This is a genomic window from Rhizobacter sp. P2_D12 (genome assembly GCF_056404395.1).
On sequence record NZ_JBFUEB010000018.1, the window covers coordinates 38987 to 54513 of the forward strand.

Annotated in this window: 20 protein-coding genes; 15 read left to right on the forward strand and 5 right to left on the reverse strand. The window is 69.0% G+C overall.

The annotated features are described in order from the left end of the window. The first annotated feature begins 102 nt into the window (after nt 1-102). Nucleotides 103-876, forward strand: coding sequence for a Crp/Fnr family transcriptional regulator (locus AC1DYN_RS08525; RefSeq protein ID WP_477958689.1), 774 nt, complete (start codon nt 103-105; stop codon nt 874-876). Nucleotides 877-1011: 135 nt separating this feature from the next. On the opposite strand, the gene AC1DYN_RS08530 is transcribed toward AC1DYN_RS08525, so the two are convergent. After that, nucleotides 1012-1785, reverse strand: a complete 774-nt coding sequence (locus AC1DYN_RS08530) for a tetratricopeptide repeat protein (protein ID WP_477958690.1) — start codon at nt 1783-1785, stop codon at nt 1012-1014. A 16-nt stretch (nt 1786-1801) separates the two neighbouring features. After that, entirely contained in the window at nt 1802-2473 is a 672-nt protein-coding gene (locus AC1DYN_RS08535; RefSeq protein ID WP_477958691.1) for a TetR/AcrR family transcriptional regulator, read from the reverse strand. 149 nt (nt 2474-2622) lie between these two features. Between AC1DYN_RS08535 and AC1DYN_RS08540 the strand changes: the two genes are divergently transcribed. From AC1DYN_RS08540 to AC1DYN_RS08605, 14 genes are all read left to right on the forward strand, one after another. After that, nucleotides 2623-3537, forward strand: coding sequence for an ABC transporter ATP-binding protein (locus AC1DYN_RS08540; protein WP_477958692.1), 915 nt, complete (start codon nt 2623-2625; stop codon nt 3535-3537). Beyond that, on the forward strand, nt 3534-4310 hold the full coding sequence (locus AC1DYN_RS08545) for an ABC transporter permease (protein ID WP_477958693.1): 777 nt from the start codon (nt 3534-3536) through the stop codon (nt 4308-4310). The genes AC1DYN_RS08540 and AC1DYN_RS08545 overlap by 4 nt, the downstream gene beginning before the upstream one ends. Nucleotides 4311-4349: 39 nt before the next feature. Further along, a complete protein-coding gene (locus tag AC1DYN_RS08550) occupies nt 4350-4622 on the forward strand; it encodes a BolA family protein (protein ID WP_477958694.1) in 273 nt (90 codons plus the stop codon). An 83-nt stretch (nt 4623-4705) separates the two neighbouring features. Continuing rightward, nucleotides 4706-5965, forward strand: coding sequence for a UDP-N-acetylglucosamine 1-carboxyvinyltransferase (murA, locus tag AC1DYN_RS08555; RefSeq protein ID WP_477958695.1), 1260 nt, complete (start codon nt 4706-4708; stop codon nt 5963-5965). Then, nucleotides 5965-6609 carry an ATP phosphoribosyltransferase gene (gene hisG, locus AC1DYN_RS08560; RefSeq protein WP_477958696.1) on the forward strand — a complete coding sequence of 215 codons (645 nt, stop codon included), beginning with the start codon at nt 5965-5967 and terminating at the stop codon, nt 6607-6609. Before murA ends, hisG begins: the two co-directional genes overlap by 1 nt. Next, nucleotides 6606-7928: a histidinol dehydrogenase gene (gene hisD / locus AC1DYN_RS08565; protein ID WP_477958697.1), complete on the forward strand. Its 1323-nt coding sequence runs from the start codon at nt 6606-6608 to the stop codon at nt 7926-7928. Before hisG ends, hisD begins: the two co-directional genes overlap by 4 nt. After that, on the forward strand, nt 7925-9004 hold the full coding sequence (gene hisC, locus AC1DYN_RS08570) for a histidinol-phosphate transaminase (RefSeq protein WP_477958698.1): 1080 nt from the start codon (nt 7925-7927) through the stop codon (nt 9002-9004). Before hisD ends, hisC begins: the two co-directional genes overlap by 4 nt. Further along, a complete protein-coding gene (hisB, locus tag AC1DYN_RS08575) occupies nt 9004-9603 on the forward strand; it encodes an imidazoleglycerol-phosphate dehydratase HisB (RefSeq protein ID WP_477958699.1) in 600 nt (199 codons plus the stop codon). The genes hisC and hisB overlap by 1 nt, the downstream gene beginning before the upstream one ends. Next, on the forward strand, nt 9604-10251 hold the full coding sequence (gene hisH / locus AC1DYN_RS08580) for an imidazole glycerol phosphate synthase subunit HisH (RefSeq protein ID WP_477958700.1): 648 nt from the start codon (nt 9604-9606) through the stop codon (nt 10249-10251). It begins immediately after the preceding gene. An 85-nt stretch (nt 10252-10336) separates the two neighbouring features. Further along, a complete protein-coding gene (gene hisA / locus AC1DYN_RS08585) occupies nt 10337-11080 on the forward strand; it encodes a 1-(5-phosphoribosyl)-5-[(5-phosphoribosylamino)methylideneamino]imidazole-4-carboxamide isomerase (RefSeq protein WP_477958701.1) in 744 nt (247 codons plus the stop codon). 10 nt (nt 11081-11090) lie between these two features. After that, a complete protein-coding gene (gene hisF, locus AC1DYN_RS08590; RefSeq protein ID WP_477958702.1) occupies nt 11091-11852 on the forward strand; it encodes an imidazole glycerol phosphate synthase subunit HisF in 762 nt (253 codons plus the stop codon). Further along, nucleotides 11849-12454 carry a 16S rRNA (guanine(966)-N(2))-methyltransferase RsmD gene (gene rsmD, locus AC1DYN_RS08595; RefSeq protein ID WP_477958703.1) on the forward strand — a complete coding sequence of 202 codons (606 nt, stop codon included), beginning with the start codon at nt 11849-11851 and terminating at the stop codon, nt 12452-12454. The genes hisF and rsmD overlap by 4 nt, the downstream gene beginning before the upstream one ends. Before the next feature lie 31 nt (nt 12455-12485). Then, the gene (coaD, locus tag AC1DYN_RS08600; RefSeq protein ID WP_477958704.1) at nt 12486-12986 is read left to right on the forward strand and encodes a pantetheine-phosphate adenylyltransferase; all 501 of its coding nucleotides are present in this window, start codon (nt 12486-12488) and stop codon (nt 12984-12986) included. A gap of 22 nt (nt 12987-13008) precedes the next feature. Next, nucleotides 13009-13266 carry a YfhL family 4Fe-4S dicluster ferredoxin gene (locus tag AC1DYN_RS08605; RefSeq protein WP_477958705.1) on the forward strand — a complete coding sequence of 86 codons (258 nt, stop codon included), beginning with the start codon at nt 13009-13011 and terminating at the stop codon, nt 13264-13266. Between the two features lie 14 nt (nt 13267-13280). On the opposite strand, the gene AC1DYN_RS08610 is transcribed toward AC1DYN_RS08605, so the two are convergent. From AC1DYN_RS08610 to AC1DYN_RS08620, 3 genes are read right to left on the reverse strand one after another with little or no spacing between them, the layout of a single operon-like run. Further along, nucleotides 13281-13688: a hypothetical protein gene (locus tag AC1DYN_RS08610; protein WP_477958706.1), complete on the reverse strand. Its 408-nt coding sequence runs from the start codon at nt 13686-13688 to the stop codon at nt 13281-13283. Beyond that, the gene (pth, locus tag AC1DYN_RS08615) at nt 13685-14314 is read right to left on the reverse strand and encodes an aminoacyl-tRNA hydrolase (protein ID WP_477958707.1); all 630 of its coding nucleotides are present in this window, start codon (nt 14312-14314) and stop codon (nt 13685-13687) included. Before pth ends, AC1DYN_RS08610 begins: the two co-directional genes overlap by 4 nt. Before the next feature lie 52 nt (nt 14315-14366). Beyond that, on the reverse strand, nt 14367-15521 hold the full coding sequence (locus AC1DYN_RS08620) for a peptidase inhibitor family I36 protein (RefSeq protein WP_477958708.1): 1155 nt from the start codon (nt 15519-15521) through the stop codon (nt 14367-14369). Nucleotides 15522-15527: the final 6 nt, after the last annotated feature.

Here is a 15527-nt window from a genome sequence, read left to right on the forward strand (position 1 = left end):
GCCTGTCTCCTTGTTGTTGCGACCGACTGTACGAACAAGTTTGACGTCAGGTTGTCGTTCTGACGACAATCCTAGGGACACCCCCCTTCGGTCTAACCCGCAATGCCTGTTTCGGGACTCGTGCCGGCGCTGACCGGCGATCCGCCTGCGGCACCGCTGCGCACGCGTGCGCGGGCGGCGACCGACGACGAGTTGCGCGACATTCCGTGGCTGCAGCCCTTGCAGGCCGAAGAGCGCGAGCGCGCGGTGGGCGACCTGAAGGTGGTGCAGGTGGATGCGGGCGAACTGCTGTGCCGCGTCGGCCGGCCGGCGACCTTCTGGTTCGGCGTGATCGACGGGCTGCTGAAGATGAGCAACGATTCGGCGCTGGGCATGCCGATCACCTTCACCGGCGTGCCGCCGGGCGGCTGGTTCGGCGAGGGCACGGTGCTCAAGCGCGAGGTCTACCGCTACAACATCCAGGCGCTGCGCAAGAGCGTGGTGGCGGGCATCTCGGTCGAGACCTTCCACTGGCTGGTGGACCGCAGCATTCCGTTCAACCGCTTCGTGATGCAGCAGCTGAACGAGCGGTTGGGGCAGTTCATCGGGGCGCGCGAGATCGACCGCTTGAACGATCCGGATGCGCGGGTGGCGCGCAGCCTGGCCTCCTTGTTCCATCCGGTGCTGTACCCGGGGGTCGGGACCTTGCTGCGGATCACGCAGCAGGAGTTGGGGTACCTCGTCGGGCTGTCGCGGCAGCGGGTGAACGAGGCGCTGCATGCGTTGCAGGCCGAGGGGCTCATCCGCATCGAGTACGGTGGACTGCGGGTGCTTGATCTGGAAGGCTTGCGTCGGCGGTTGCAACGGTCCGCCGATCCCGGATTGGCATCCGGGTGACATGGCGACTCCTCGCCCGGTGGGTACACCGGTCGGTCCCCCGAGGGGACGCGGGCCGGCTTGGGGCGGCCCGGCGCTCGGCCCGCATGAGAGCCTCGTAGCCCGGATGCCAATCCGGGATCGGCCTGCGCAGGCCTACTCCTCCAACTCGGCCCGCGCCATCTCCACGTCGAGCCGCTCCATCGCATCCGCCGGATTGCAGGCCGCCGCGTCCGCGTAGAGCTTCTCGGCCTCCTTCATCTTCTTGTCGCCTTCGAGCATCACCAGCCCGTTCGCGTACTCCACCATCGCGATCGCCGAATCCGGGTTCAGCTTCAGCGCGGCCTTGAACATGGTCAAGCCAGCATCCTTGCTCGCCCCCTGGGTGCGGCCCAGCAAGGATCCGACCTTGTCGATCACCTCGGCATGGAAGGTGCCCAGCCCGATGTGCGCATCCGCATGCCTGGGCTGCAGCTGGATCGCCGTCTCCAGCGCCCCCTTGACCTTGCTGCCCAGCCCCTGCGCCAGCGCCTTGGCGACGCTGATGCCCTGGCTGTAGCGGCCCAGCGCATAGGCCATCAGGTACCAGGCGTTGGCGTTCTTCGGGTCCTCGCCGGCCTGCGCCTCGGCGCGCTCGGCCACCTCCAGGAACAGCGCGAGCTTGGTCTTCTCGTTCTTCTCCAGGTAGTTGGCGTAGATCGCCTGCGCCTTGTTGGCCACCGTGACGCCGGCGCCGCCGGCCTTCAGGCCGGCCTCGGCCGCCTTCTGGAATTCGCCCGCGTGGTACAGCCCCCACGCGGCCAGCACCTTGTCGTCCTTCGGCAGCGGCTCGGCATCGCCGGCGTGCAGCCGCGCCCACTTCTTCTTCAGCGCGGCGGCGTCGAAGCTGTACTCCGCGGCGTCGTACGGGAAGGCGGTCCACTTGGCCATCTCTGTCTCCTTCGATTCATCGCTTCTGGTAATTGCCGACCAGCTTGAGCAGGTGCTCGCGCGCGCCGGCATCGAGGTAAGGCATCAGCAAGCTCAGCACATGGGCCGCACCGCGCAGCAGCGCGGCACCGGCACTCTCGGGCTCGAGCGCGCGGCGCGGGTCGCGCACGTACTCGTAGCTCAGCCAGTAGGTCAGCACCACCACCATCGCGGTGGCCACCGGCTCGGCCTCGCGGCTGTCGATGCGCATGCTGCTGCCGCGCGACAGCCCGTCCAGCACCGCCCGCACCGCCGACGATTTGTTCTCCAGCACCTTCTGGAACTGCGTCTCCAGCCGCCGGTTCTTCGACAGCAGGTCGTTCAGGTCGCGGTACAGGAAGCGGTGCTGCCAGATCAGCTCGAACAGCATGTGGAAGAACAGCCAGGCGTCCTCGACGTTGCGCACGTCGTCGGCCGCGCGCAGCAGCTCGCCGAGCGCCTGCTCGTAGCGGCCGAACAGCGCATTGATCAGCTCGTCCTTCGCCGGGTAGTGGTAATACAGGTTCCCCGGGCTGATCTTCATCTCGGCCGAGATCAGCGTGGTCGACACGTTGGGCTCGCCGAAGCGGTTGAACAGGTCGAGCGTGACCTCGAGGATGCGCTCGGCGGTGCGGCGCGGCTTCTTCGGGTCTTTCGAGGCGGTGGCCATCGTTGTCGTTCTGGCTTGTCTTTTCTGGCGACGGGCGGGTCCCTGCGCGGGCAATCTAGCACCAAGTCCGCAGCGACCCGGCCGGTATTTGCCCGCGCCAGCGCGATCCGGGCGCGCTGCCTACAATCGCGGCCTCCTCCCGGGTCAACATGGCAGCCATCTCGTTCCAGCAGGTCAGCAAGACCTATCTCAGCGCGCACAGCGAAGTGCGTGCCCTGTCCGAGGTCAGCATGGACATCGAGCCGGGCGAGTTCTTCGGCCTGCTCGGCCCCAACGGCGCCGGCAAGACCACGCTGATCAGCATCCTGGCCGGCCTGTCGCGCGCCACCGGCGGCCGCGTCACGGTGCTCGGCCACGACGTCGTCACCGACTACGCGGCAGCGCGCCGCAGCCTGGGCATCGTGCCGCAGGAACTGGTCTTCGACCCGTTCTTCACGGTGCGCGAGGCGCTGGTGATCCAGAGCGGCTACTTCGGCGTGCGCGGCAACGATGCCTGGATCGACGAGCTGCTGCACCACCTGGGCCTGGCCGACAAGGCCAACGCCAACATGCGCCAGCTGTCGGGCGGCATGAAGCGCCGCGTGCTGGTCGCGCAGGCGCTGGTGCACCGCCCGCCGGTGATCGTGCTCGACGAGCCGACCGCCGGCGTCGACGTCGAGCTGCGCCAGACGCTGTGGCACTTCGTCGCACGGCTGAACAAGGAAGGCCACACCGTGCTGCTGACCACCCACTACCTCGAAGAGGCCGAGGCGCTGTGCAACCGCATCGCGATGCTGAAGCAGGGCCGCGTGGTCGCGCTCGACCGCACGTCGGCGTTGCTGGCCGGCACCGCCAGCACGATGCTGCGCTTCAAGATGGACGCGCCGTTGCCGCCCGAGCTGGCGGCGCAGTCGCGCGTGACCGGGCGCATCGTGCAGATCAAGGCACACGACGCGCACGAGGTCGAGGCGGTGCTGGGCATCCTGCGTGCGGCCGGCTGCCAGCCGGAAGACCTGGAGATCGGCCGGGCCGACCTGGAAGACGTGTTCCTCGACATCATGAACGGGCCGGAGGTGAAGGTATGAGCGCCGCGCCGGGCCTGCTGTCGGGCACGCGCACGCTGCTCTACAAGGAAGTGCTGCGCTTCTGGAAGGTCAGCTTCCAGACGGTGGCCGCGCCGGTGCTGACGGCCGTGCTGTACCTGCTGATCTTCGGCCATGCGCTGGAGGACCACGTCAAGGTCTACGGCACCGTCAGCTACACCGCCTTCCTGATCCCCGGGCTGGTGATGATGAGCGTGCTGCAGAACGCCTTCGCCAACAGCAGCTCGTCGCTGATCCAGAGCAAGATCACCGGCAACCTGGTGTTCCTGCTGGTCACGCCGCTCAGCCACTGGGCCTGGTTCCTGGCCTACGTCGGCGCGGCCATCGTGCGCGGCCTGGTGGTCGGGCTGGGCGTGCTGCTGGTGACGCTGTGGTTCGCGCCGCTGACGGTGGTGCAGCCGCTGTGGATCCTGGCCTTCGCGGTCGCCGGGGCGGCGATGATGGGCGCGCTGGGGCTGGTGGCGGGCCTGTGGGCCGAGAAGTTCGACCAGATCGCCGCGTTCCAGAACTTCATCGTGATGCCGATGACCTTCCTGTCCGGCGTCTTCTACTCGGTGCATTCGCTGCCGCCGCTGTGGCTGAAGGTCAGCCACCTGAACCCGTTCTTCTACATGATCGACGGCTTCCGGCGCGGGTTCTTCGGGGTCAGCGACGTGTCGCCGTGGACCAGCCTGGCGGTGGTGGGCGGGACCCTGGTCGTCGTCTGCGGCCTCTGCCTGCACCTGCTGCGCATCGGCTACAAGATCCGCCACTGACCCGCGGGCCTTTCGGCCTGGGTCATAATCGCGGTCCTTATGGCCGACCCCACCCCCGACGACGTCCAGCGCTACATCGCGCAAGGGCTCGCCTGCGAGCACTTGCAGGTCGAGGGCGACGGCCGCCATTTCTTCGCCACCATCGTTTCGGCGGAGTTCGAGGGTGCCAGCCGCGTCGCGCGCCACCAGCGCGTCTACCAGGCCCTGGGCGATAGAATGCGCGAGCAAATCCACGCGCTGTCGATGAAGACCCTCACGCCCGCCGAGTGGGCCCACGCTGCCGAGCCTGCCTCGGCCCACCACCACCACTGAACCCAGCCGCAGTGTCCGCTGCGGCTGGCGGGCCTGCGGGTGCAGGTCATTCAGCCGTGTCGGGCCTGGGCGACACCCAAGCCATGGACAAACTCCTCATCCGCGGTGGCCGCCAACTGAACGGCGAGGTCACGATTTCCGGCGCCAAGAACGCCGCGCTGCCCGAGTTGTGCGCCGCGCTGCTGACGGCCGAGCCGGTCACGCTGACCAACGTGCCGCGCCTGCAGGACGTCAGCACCACGCTGAAACTGCTGCGCAACATGGGCGTCACCGCCGAGCGCAGCGAGTCGGTGCCCGACACCGTGTCGCTGAACGCCGCCGCCGTCACCTCGCCCGAAGCGCCGTACGACCTGGTCAAGACCATGCGCGCGTCCATCCTGGTGCTGGGCCCGCTGCTGGCGCGCTTCGGCGAGGCCACCGTGTCGCTGCCCGGCGGCTGCGCGATCGGCTCGCGCCCGGTCGACCAGCACATCAAGGGCCTGCAGGCGATGGGCGCCGAGATCGTCGTCGAGCACGGCTACATCATCGCCAAGACCAGGCGCCTGAAGGGCGCCCGCATCACGACCGACATGGTCACCGTCACCGGCACCGAGAACCTGCTGATGGCCGCCACGCTGGCCGACGGCGAGACGGTGCTCGAGAACGCGGCCCAGGAGCCGGAGATCCCCGACCTGGCCGAGATGCTGATCGCGATGGGCGCGAAGATCGAAGGCCACGGCAGCAGCAGGATCCGCATCCAGGGCGTGGATCGCCTGCAGGGGGTGAGCCACCGCATCGTCCCCGACCGCATCGAGACCGGCACCTTCCTGTGCGCGGTGGCCGCGACCGGCGGCGACGTCGTGCTGCGCCGCGCCCGCGCCGGCCACCTCGACGCGGTGATCGACAAGCTGCGCGAGGCCGGTGTCACGATCGAGTCCGGCGATGACTGGATCCGCGTGAAGAACGCGAAGCGCCCGCGCGCGGTGGGCTTTCGCACCAGCGAATACCCCGCCTTCCCGACCGACATGCAGGCCCAGTTCATGGCGCTGAACTGCATCGCCGACGGCTCGGCCAAGGTCACCGAGACGATCTTCGAGAACCGCTTCATGCACGTCAACGAGCTGGTGCGCCTGGGCGCGAAGATCGAGGTCGACGGCCACACCGCGGTGATGAGCGGCGTCGAGCGCCTGTCCGGCGCCACCGTGATGGCGACCGACCTGCGCGCGTCGGCCAGCCTGGTGATCGCCGGGCTGGTGGCCGACGGCGAGACGGTGGTCGACCGCATCTACCACCTGGACCGCGGCTACGACCAGATGGAAGCCAAGCTGCGCGGCATCGGCGCCGACATCGAAAGAGTCAAGTGATGCTGACGCTTGCACTGTCGAAAGGTCGGATCTTCGACGAGACCCTGCCGCTGCTGAAGGCGGCCGGCATCGAGGTGACCGAAGACCCGGAGAAATCGCGCAAGCTGATCCTCGGCACCAACCAGCCCGAGGTGCGCGTGGTGCTGGTGCGCGCGACCGACGTGCCCACCTACGTGCAGTACGGCGGCGCCGACCTGGGCGTGGCCGGCAAGGACATCCTGCTCGAGCACGGCGGCCAGGGCTTGTACCAGCCGCTCGACCTGCGCATCGCGAAGTGCCGCATGAGCGTCGCGGTGCGGGCCGATTTCGACTACGCCGCGGCCGTGAAGCAGGGCTCGCGCATCCGCGTCGCCACCAAGTACGTCGGCGTCGCGCGCGACCACTTCGCCGACAAGGGCGTGCACGTCGACCTGATCAAGCTGTACGGCTCGATGGAGCTGGCGCCGCTGACCGGGCTGGCCGATGCCATCGTCGACCTGGTGTCGACCGGCAGCACGCTGAAGGCCAACCACCTCGTCGAGGTCGAGGAGATCATGCAGATCTCGTCGCGCCTGGTCGTCAACCAGGCGGCGCTGAAGCTCAAGCGCGAGCCGCTGCGCCAGATCATCGACGCATTTTCCCAAGCCATCGAGTCAAGACCATGAGCGTGAAGATCCGCCAGCTCACCACCACCGCGCCCGGCTTCGACGCCGATTTCCAGCGCGTGCTGCATTGGTCGGCCGAGACGGATCATGCGATCGAGGAGCGCGTGGCCGCGATCCTGGCCGACGTGCAGGCGCGCGGCGACGCGGCGCTGCTGGAGTACACCCTGCGTTTCGACGGGCTGGGCGCGCCGTCGGTCGCGGCGCTGGAGATCACGCGCGCCGAGCTGCTCGCCGCGCTGGACGCCATCACGCCGGCGCAGCGCGCGGCCCTCGAAGCGGCGGCGCAGCGCGTGCGCAGCTACCACGAGCGCCAGCTCGACGCCTGCGGCCGCTCGTGGAGCTACCGCGATGCCGACGGCACGCTGCTCGGCCAGAAGGTCACGCCGCTCGACCGCGTCGGCATCTACGTGCCCGGCGGCAAGGCGGCGTATCCGTCCAGCGTGCTGATGAACGCGGTGCCGGCCCAGGTGGCCGGCGTCGGCGAGATCGTGATGGTGGTGCCCACCCCGAAGGGCGAACGCAACGCGATGGTGCTGGCCGCCGCCGCGATCGCCGGCGTCGACCGGGCCTTCACGCTCGGCGGCGCGCAGGCCGTTGCCGCGCTGGCCTACGGCACGGCCACCGTGCCGGCGGTCGACAAGATCACCGGGCCGGGCAACGCCTACGTCGCGAGCGCCAAGCGCCGCGTGTTCGGCAAGGTCGGCATCGACATGATCGCCGGCCCGAGCGAGATCCTGGTGCTGGCCGACGGCAGCACGCCGCCCGACTGGGTCGCGATGGACCTGTTCAGCCAGGCCGAGCACGACGAGCTGGCGCAGAGCATCCTGCTGTGCCCGGACGCCGCCTACATCGCGCGCGTCGCCGAGGCCATCGATCGCCTGCTGCCGGCCATGCCGCGCCGCGACGTGATCCGCGCGTCGCTCGAAGGCCGCGGCGCGCTGATCCACACCCGCAGCATGGAAGAGGCGTGCGAGATCAGCAACCGCATCGCGCCCGAGCACCTGGAGGTCAGCGCGACCGAACCCGGGCGCTGGGAGCCGATGCTGCGCCATGCCGGCGCGATCTTCCTCGGCGCGTTCACCAGCGAGAGCCTGGGCGACTACTGCGCCGGGCCGAACCACGTGCTGCCGACCTCGGGCACTGCGCGCTTCTCGTCGCCGCTGGGTGTCTACGACTTCCAGAAGCGCTCGAGCCTGATCGAGGTCAGCGAGGCCGGTGCCCAGGTGCTGGGGCCGATCGCCGCCGAACTGGCCTATGGCGAGGGCTTGCAGGCGCATGCCCGGGCTGCCGAACTTCGACTGAAAGGAAACCGTCCATGAGCGCCGCGCTGAACGAACGCATGAAACGGGTGATCCGCCAGGACATCCAGTCGATGCACGGCTACGCGGTGCAGCCTTCGGCCGGGCTGGTGAAGCTGGACACGATGGAGAACCCGTTCGCGCTGCCGCCCGCGCTGCGCGAGGCGCTGGGCAGGCGCCTGGCCGACGTGGCCCTCAACCGCTACCCGGCCGAGCGCGGCGACCTGCTGCGCGCCAAGCTCGCCGAGCATGCCGGCATGCCCGCCGACTGCGACATCATGCTGGGCAACGGCTCCGACGAGCTGATCTCGCTGCTGGCGCTCGCCTGCGACGTGCCGGGCAACCGCGTGCTGGCGCCGCTGCCGGGCTTCGTGATGTACGCGATGTCGGCCAAGCTGCAGGGCCTGCCCTTCGTCGGCGTGCCGACCACCGACGACTTCGAGCTCGACCTGCCGGCCATGCTGGCCGCGGTGCGCGAGCACCAGCCGGCGCTGGTCTACCTCGCCTACCCGAACAACCCGACCGCCAACCTGTGGGACGACGCGGCCATCGACGCCATCATCGAGGCCGCGCCCGGCCTGGTGGTGATGGACGAGGCCTACCAGCCGTTCGCCGCGCGCGATTCGATGCAGCGCCTGAAGCGCCACGAGCACGTGCTGCTGATGCGCACGATGAGCAAGTTCGGGCTGGCCGGCGTGCGCATCGGCTACCTGATCGGGCGCAAGCCGCTGATCGCCGAGGTCGACAAGCTGCGCCCGCCGTTCAACATCAGCGTGCTGAACTGCGAAGCGGCGCTGTTCGCACTGGAACACGTCGACGAGTACGCGCGCCAGGCCGCGATCATCCGCAGCGAGCGCGACCGGCTGCTGGCCGCGCTGCGCGAGCTGCCGGGCGTGAAGCCGTTCCCGAGCGAGGCCAACATGATCCTGGCCCGCGTCGCCGATTCGGCCCGCGCCTTCGCCGGCATGCGCGAGCGCGGCGTGCTGGTGAAGAACGTCGCCGGCCTGCACCCGCTGCTGGCCAACTGCCTGCGGCTGACGGTGGGCACGCCGGACGAGAACGCCAAGATGCTGCAAGCCTTGAAGGAAAGCCTGTGATGAGTGCCGTGGAACGCAAGGCGGAGGTCGTCCGCAACACCAACGAGACGCAGATCCGCGTCAGCCTGAACCTCGACGGCACCGGTGCCGCGAAGTTCCAGACCGGCATCGGCTTCTTCGACCACATGCTCGACCAGATCGCCCGCCACGGGCTGATCGACCTCGACATCGACGCCAAGGGCGACCTGCACATCGACGGCCACCACACGGTGGAAGACGTCGGCATCACGCTCGGCCAGGCGATGGCCAAGGCGGTGGGCGACAAGAAGGGCCTGCGGCGCTACGGCCACGCCTACGTGCCGCTGGACGAGGCGCTGTCGCGCGTGGTGATCGACTTCTCGGGCCGGCCGGGGCTGCACATGCGGGTCGACTTCAAGAGCGGCATGATCGGCGCGCTCGATACCCAGCTGGTCTACGAGTTCTTCCAGGGCTTCTCGAACCACGCCGGCGTCACGCTGCACATCGACAACCTGCAGGGCGACAACGCGCACCACCAGTGCGAGACGATCTTCAAGGCCTTTGCGCGCGCGCTGCGCATGGCGCTGGAGATCGATCCGCGCGCGGCGGGGGTGATCCCGTCCACCAAGGGCAGCCTCTAGATGGCACGCACCGTCGCCGTCGTCGACTACGGCATGGGCAACCTGCGCTCGGTGTCGCAGGCGGTGCTGCACGTGGCGCGCGGCGAAGGGGTGGACGTGATCGTCACCTCGAAGCCGGACGAGGTGTATGCCGCCGAGCGCATCGTGCTGCCCGGCCAGGGCGCGATGCCCGACTGCATGCGCGAGCTGCGCGAATCGGGCCTGCAGGAGGCCGTGCTGCATGCCGCGGCGAACAAGCCGCTGATGGGCGTGTGCGTGGGCATGCAGATGCTGCTGTCGCGCAGCGAAGAGGGGCCCACCGAGGGCCTGGGCCTGGTGCCCGGCGAGGTGCGCCGCTTCCAGCTGGCCGGCCAGCTGCAGCCCGACGGCAGCCGCTACAAGGTGCCGCAGATGGGCTGGAACCAGGTGCACCAGGTGCGGGCGCACCCGATCTGGGCGGGCGTGCCCGATGCGGCCTACTACTATTTCGTGCACAGCTTCTACGCACAACCGGCCGATCCGGCGCACAGTGCGGGTGAAACCGATTACGGCGTGCGCTTTACCTGCGCGCTGGCTCGGGATAACATTTTCGCCACGCAGTTCCACCCCGAGAAAAGTGCCGAGCACGGGCTAGCCCTGTACCGCAACTTCCTGCATTGGACTCCTTGAACGCTTTCCAGCGTCATCCTTGCGCTCTTTCGCAGAGTCTTTCTCGGCTTGTTCGCTCACCTCTCTCCACCCCACTGATTCGGCCATGCTGCTGATCCCCGCCATCGACCTGAAAGACGGTCACTGTGTCCGCCTCAAGCAGGGCGACATGAATGACTCCACCATCTTCAGCGAGGACCCGGCCGCGATGGCGCGACGATGGGTCGATGCGGGCGCCAGGCGCCTGCACCTGGTCGACCTGAACGGCGCTTTCGCCGGCAGGCCGGTCAACGAGGCGGCGATCAAGGCCATCCTGGCCGAGGTGGGCGACGACATCCCGGTGCAGCTCGGTGGCGGCATCCGCGACCTCGACACCATCGAGCGCTACCTCGACGACGGCCTGAGCTTCGTGATCATCGGCACCGCCGCGGTCAAGAGCCCCGGTTTCCTGAAGGACGCCTGCAGCGCCTTCGGCGGCCACATCATCGTCGGGCTGGACGCCAAGGACGGCAAGGTCGCCACCGACGGCTGGAGCAAGCTGACCGGCCACGAGGTGGTCGACCTCGCGAAGAAGTTCGAGGACTACGGCGTCGAAGGCGTGATCTACACCGACATCGGCCGCGACGGCATGCTCAACGGCATCAACATCGATGCCACCGTCAAGCTGGCGCAGGCGCTGTCGATTCCGGTGATCGCGTCGGGCGGGCTGTCCGACCTGGCCGACATCGAGCGGCTGTGCGCGATCGAGGAGCAGGGCGTCGAAGGCGTCATCTGCGGCCGCGCCATCTACACCGGCAACCTCGATTTCGCGCAGGCGCAGAAACGTGCCGACGAACTGAACGGCAACTGAGCGGATCCTGATGCTGGCCAAGCGAATCATCCCCTGCCTGGACGTCACGGGCGGGCGCGTCGTCAAGGGCGTCAACTTCGTCGAGTTGCGCGATGCCGGCGACCCGGTCGAGATCGCCGCGCGCTACAACGACCAGGGCGCCGACGAGATCACCTTCCTCGACATCACCGCCACCAGCGACGGGCGCGGCCTGCTGCTGCACATGATCGAGGCGGTGGCCTCGCAGGTCTTCATCCCGCTGACGGTGGGCGGCGGCGTGCGCACGGTGGACGACGTCCGCACGCTGCTGAACGCCGGTGCCGACAAGGTCAGCTTCAACTCCGCCGCGGTGGCCAACCCGCAGGTGATCCGCGACGCGTCGGCGAAATACGGCGCGCAGTGCATCGTGGTGGCGATCGACGCCAAGGCGCGCGAGAACGGCGCCGGCTGGGAGGTCTACACCCATGGCGGGCGCCGCAACACCGGGCTCGACGCGGTCGAGTGGGCGCGCCACATGTCCGAATGCGGCGCCGGCGAGATCCTGCTGACCAGCATGGACCGCGACGGCACGCGCATCGGCTTCAACCTGCCGCTGACGCGCGCCGTCAGCGACGCGGTCGACGTGCCGGTGATCGCCTCGGGCGGGGTCGGCACGCTGGAGCACCTGGCCGAGGGCATCCAGCAGGGTGGTGCCGATGCGGTGCTGGCCGCCAGCATCTTCCACTACGGCCAGCACACCGTCGGCGAGGCCAAGGCGCTGATGGCGGCACGCGGCATCCCGGTGCGGCTGTGAAAGCGGTCGCGAAAGGCGGCAAGGCCGCGCCGCCGCGCGAAGTGCGCGTGATCGGCGGCGTCTGGAAGCGCAGCAAGCTGCCGGTGGCCGATGCCCCGGGGCTGCGCCCGACGCCCGACCGCGTGCGCGAGACCCTGTTCAACTGGCTGGGCCAGTCGCTGGACGGCTGGCGCTGCCTGGACGCCTTCGCCGGCAGCGGCGCGCTGGGCTTCGAGGCCGCGTCGCGCGGCGCGACCGAGGTGACGCTGCTGGAGCGCGATACCCGGCTGGCGCGCGGGCTGCGCGAGGTGCAGGTGCGGCTGAAGGCCGACATGGTGCGCATCGAGGCCGCCGACGCGCTGGCCTGGATGGCGCGCGGCGCGCCGGCGCGCTACGAGCTGGTCTTCATCGATCCGCCCTTCGATGCCGAGGTCTTCGTTCCGGCGCTGAAGGCCGCGGCGCCGCTGGTGGTCGACGGCGGTTTCGTCTACCTGGAGGCCGACCGGGCTTTCGGCGAGGCCGAGCTGGCGCCGCTCGGGCTGGCGGTGCACCGGCAGGGGCGCGCCGGCGCGGTGCATTTCCATCTGCTGCAGCGCAGCTACACTGCGCCGGTCAATGCCTGACGCGATGACCCCCGGCCTGAAGGAGCCCGCCTTGACCTCCGTGACCCGCCTCACTGCCGTCTACCCCGGCACCTTCGACCCGATGACCTTGGGCCACGAAGACCTGATGCGGCGCGCCGCCCGGCTGTTCGAGCGGCTGATCGTCGCGGTCGCGGCCGGGCACCACAAGCGCACGATGTTCACGATCGACGAACGGCTCGAGATCGCGCAGGAGCTGGCGGCCAAGCATCCCAACATCGAGGTGATCGCCTTCCGCGGCCTGCTGCGCGACTTCGTGGTCTCGCATGGCGGCAAGGTGGTGGTGCGCGGGCTGCGTGCCGTCAGCGACTTCGAGTACGAGTTCCAGATGGCGGGCATGAACCGCCAGCTGATGCCCGAGGTCGAGACGGTCTTCCTGACGCCCAGCGACCACTACCAGTTCGTGTCCGGCACCTTCGTGCGCGAGATTGCCACCTTGGGCGGTGATGTCTCGAAGTTCGTGTCACCCTCGGTGCTCAACCGGCTCAAGCAGCGCGTGAAGTCGGACGTTTGAGCGCTTCCCCGAGGTTGGCAGCATGGCCCTGATGATCACCGACGAATGCATCAACTGCGATGTGTGCGAGCCCGAGTGCCCGAACCAGGCGATCTCGATGGGGCCGGAGTACTACGTGATCGATCCGGGCAAGTGCACCGAATGCGTCGGGCACTTCAACGAGCCGCAGTGCGTGCAGGTGTGTCCGGTGAGCTGCATCCCGATCAACCCCGAGCACGTCGAGACGCAGGACAGCCTGTGGGCCAAGTACCGGCGGCTGCAGGGGCAGGGCGAAGGCTGAGCCGCGGGCGGGCCTCAGGGCGCGGCCGGCTTCTTCGGCTTGGCCGCCGGCACGATGACCGTCAGGTCGCCATTCTTCTTCGGCTTCGATGACTTGCGCTTGGACGCCTTGGGCGCCGAGGCGGCATGCGCCACCGGCTTGACCTGGTTCAGGCCGATCGCGGTGGGGGCGTGCGCGGCGGCTTCGCGGGCCAGCCGCTCGCGTTCCATCTGCGTGCCGATGCCGGCTTCCTTGCGCGCGGCCGCCTCGGCCTCGGACCGCTGCTGCGCGGTGCGCCGGTCTTCGGCGTTGATCGATGTGCCGTCGGCGCAGGGCGTCTGCGAATAGACGTTGCGGTCCGGGCCGCAGCGGTACACCGTCTGCGCCGGGCTGCCGGACGCCAGCAGGACGATGACGGCGGCAGCGGCAAGGGATGCGGTCATTCGGGCGTCTCCACGGGGGTGTCCGGCGCCACCGGGCGCGGCGGCTTCGGCCGCGGCGGCTTGGCGTTCAGCTTCATCGTCGCGGCTTCCATCTGGCCGGCGGCGATCAGGTCGAGCACCGTCATCGTCTTCGCGATCGTCTGCTCGATCGCGTCGCGCGCCTCGGGCTTGGGCTTGCGCAGCACGTAGTCGATGACCTCGGCCTTGACGCCGGGGTGGCCGATGCCCAGCCGCAGCCGCCAGTAGTCGGGGCTGCCGAGCTGGGCGTGGATGTCGCGCAGCCCGTTGTGGCCGGCATGGCCGCCGCCGAGCTTCAGCTTGGCCTGGCCGGGCATCAGGTCGAGTTCGTCGTGCGCGACGAGGATCTCGTTCGGCGCGATCTTGAAGAAGCGCGCCAGCGCCGCCACCGCCTTGCCCGACAGGTTCATGTAGGTCTGCGGCTCCAGCAACCAGACCGGGCCGTCGGCGCGGTTGACGCGGGCGACGAGCCCGAAGTAGCTGCGCTCGGGCGCCAGGGAGACCTTCCATTCGCGCGCCACGGCGTCGATCCACCAGAAGCCGGCGTTGTGGTTGGTCGCTTCGTATTCCGGCCCGGGGTTGCCCAGGCCCACCATCAGTCGAATCATGGGCCCGATTATCGACCAGGGGGTCTGCGCCCCGGACCGGTACGGAACGACCTCACTGCTTCACGAGAGGCCCGACGCCGTTGGCGAACGGCCAGCCCTGCGTCTCGTCGGTGCCGATCTCCCAGTCGAACGCGCCGCGGATCGCCGGGTGGTTGGCCTTGACCTGGTTCCAGGTGTCGATGGCCTGCTGCCGCGTCATGTAGTTCGTGACGCCGGCGTTGATGCCGAAGCCCACCACCACGTGCTCGGCGCCCAGCAGCCCGACCCATTCCCTGACGCTGTTGACGACATAAGCGGTCTCGGCGAGGTTGGGGCCGTCGTAGTACTGCGGCGCGCAGTAGTCGATCGCACCGGCATCGACCATCGCCTTGCAGAACACCTTGTCGACCGCGTTCCACGGCGCCGGCGGCGCGCTGATCACGAAGCCGGGGAAGCGGCGCTTGAGTTCCAGGCTGATCCAGATCATCTCGCTGGTGTCGGGCGCCTGGCTGCCTTCGAAGGTGTTCCAGTCCATGCCGTCGATGCCGCCCAGCTGGTTGACGATGGCGACGACGCTGTTGACGAAGTTCTGCGACTTGCTGCGGTTCGGGAAGCTCATGCCGTTGCCGGCGCCGCCGACCGACAGGATGACCTTGCGGCCCTGCGTCGTGCGGGCGGCCTGGATGTCGGCCTTCAGGTTGCTGGCGGCGCCGCGGCCGTCGCCGGGCGGCGTCCACACCACCGCGCCGGTCGTGCCCGGCGCGCCGCCGACCGGGCGGGCCGCGAACAGGTAGACGAGGTTGTAGTTGGCCGGCAGGTCGCGGATGCGCAGCGGCGACGGTTTCCAGTCGGGGTAGTAGCCGCCGACCACCTTGGGCGGCAGGCCGCCGGTGTCGAGCTGGGTGATCTTGTACGACGAGACGAAGTCGTTGAAACCCAGCGGCACCAGGTTCGCGGAATCGGCACTGAGCTTCAGCGAGCGCCCGCCGTAGTTGGCGTGTTCGAACAGCTCGACCTGCCAGCCGGCATGCACCTTCACCGACGACACGCGGTCGTTCCAGGCGCTGCCGATCCAGCCGCTGCCGGTGCCGGTGCAGGTCGACGCACCCTGGTAGTTGACGTGTTCGTACAGGCAGACGGCGCTGGCGTCCGCGGCATGCGCGCTGGCGCCCAGCAGCGCGCCGAGCGCCAGCAGCGCGGCTCCCACATGAGTGATCGATCTCGACATTGGGGG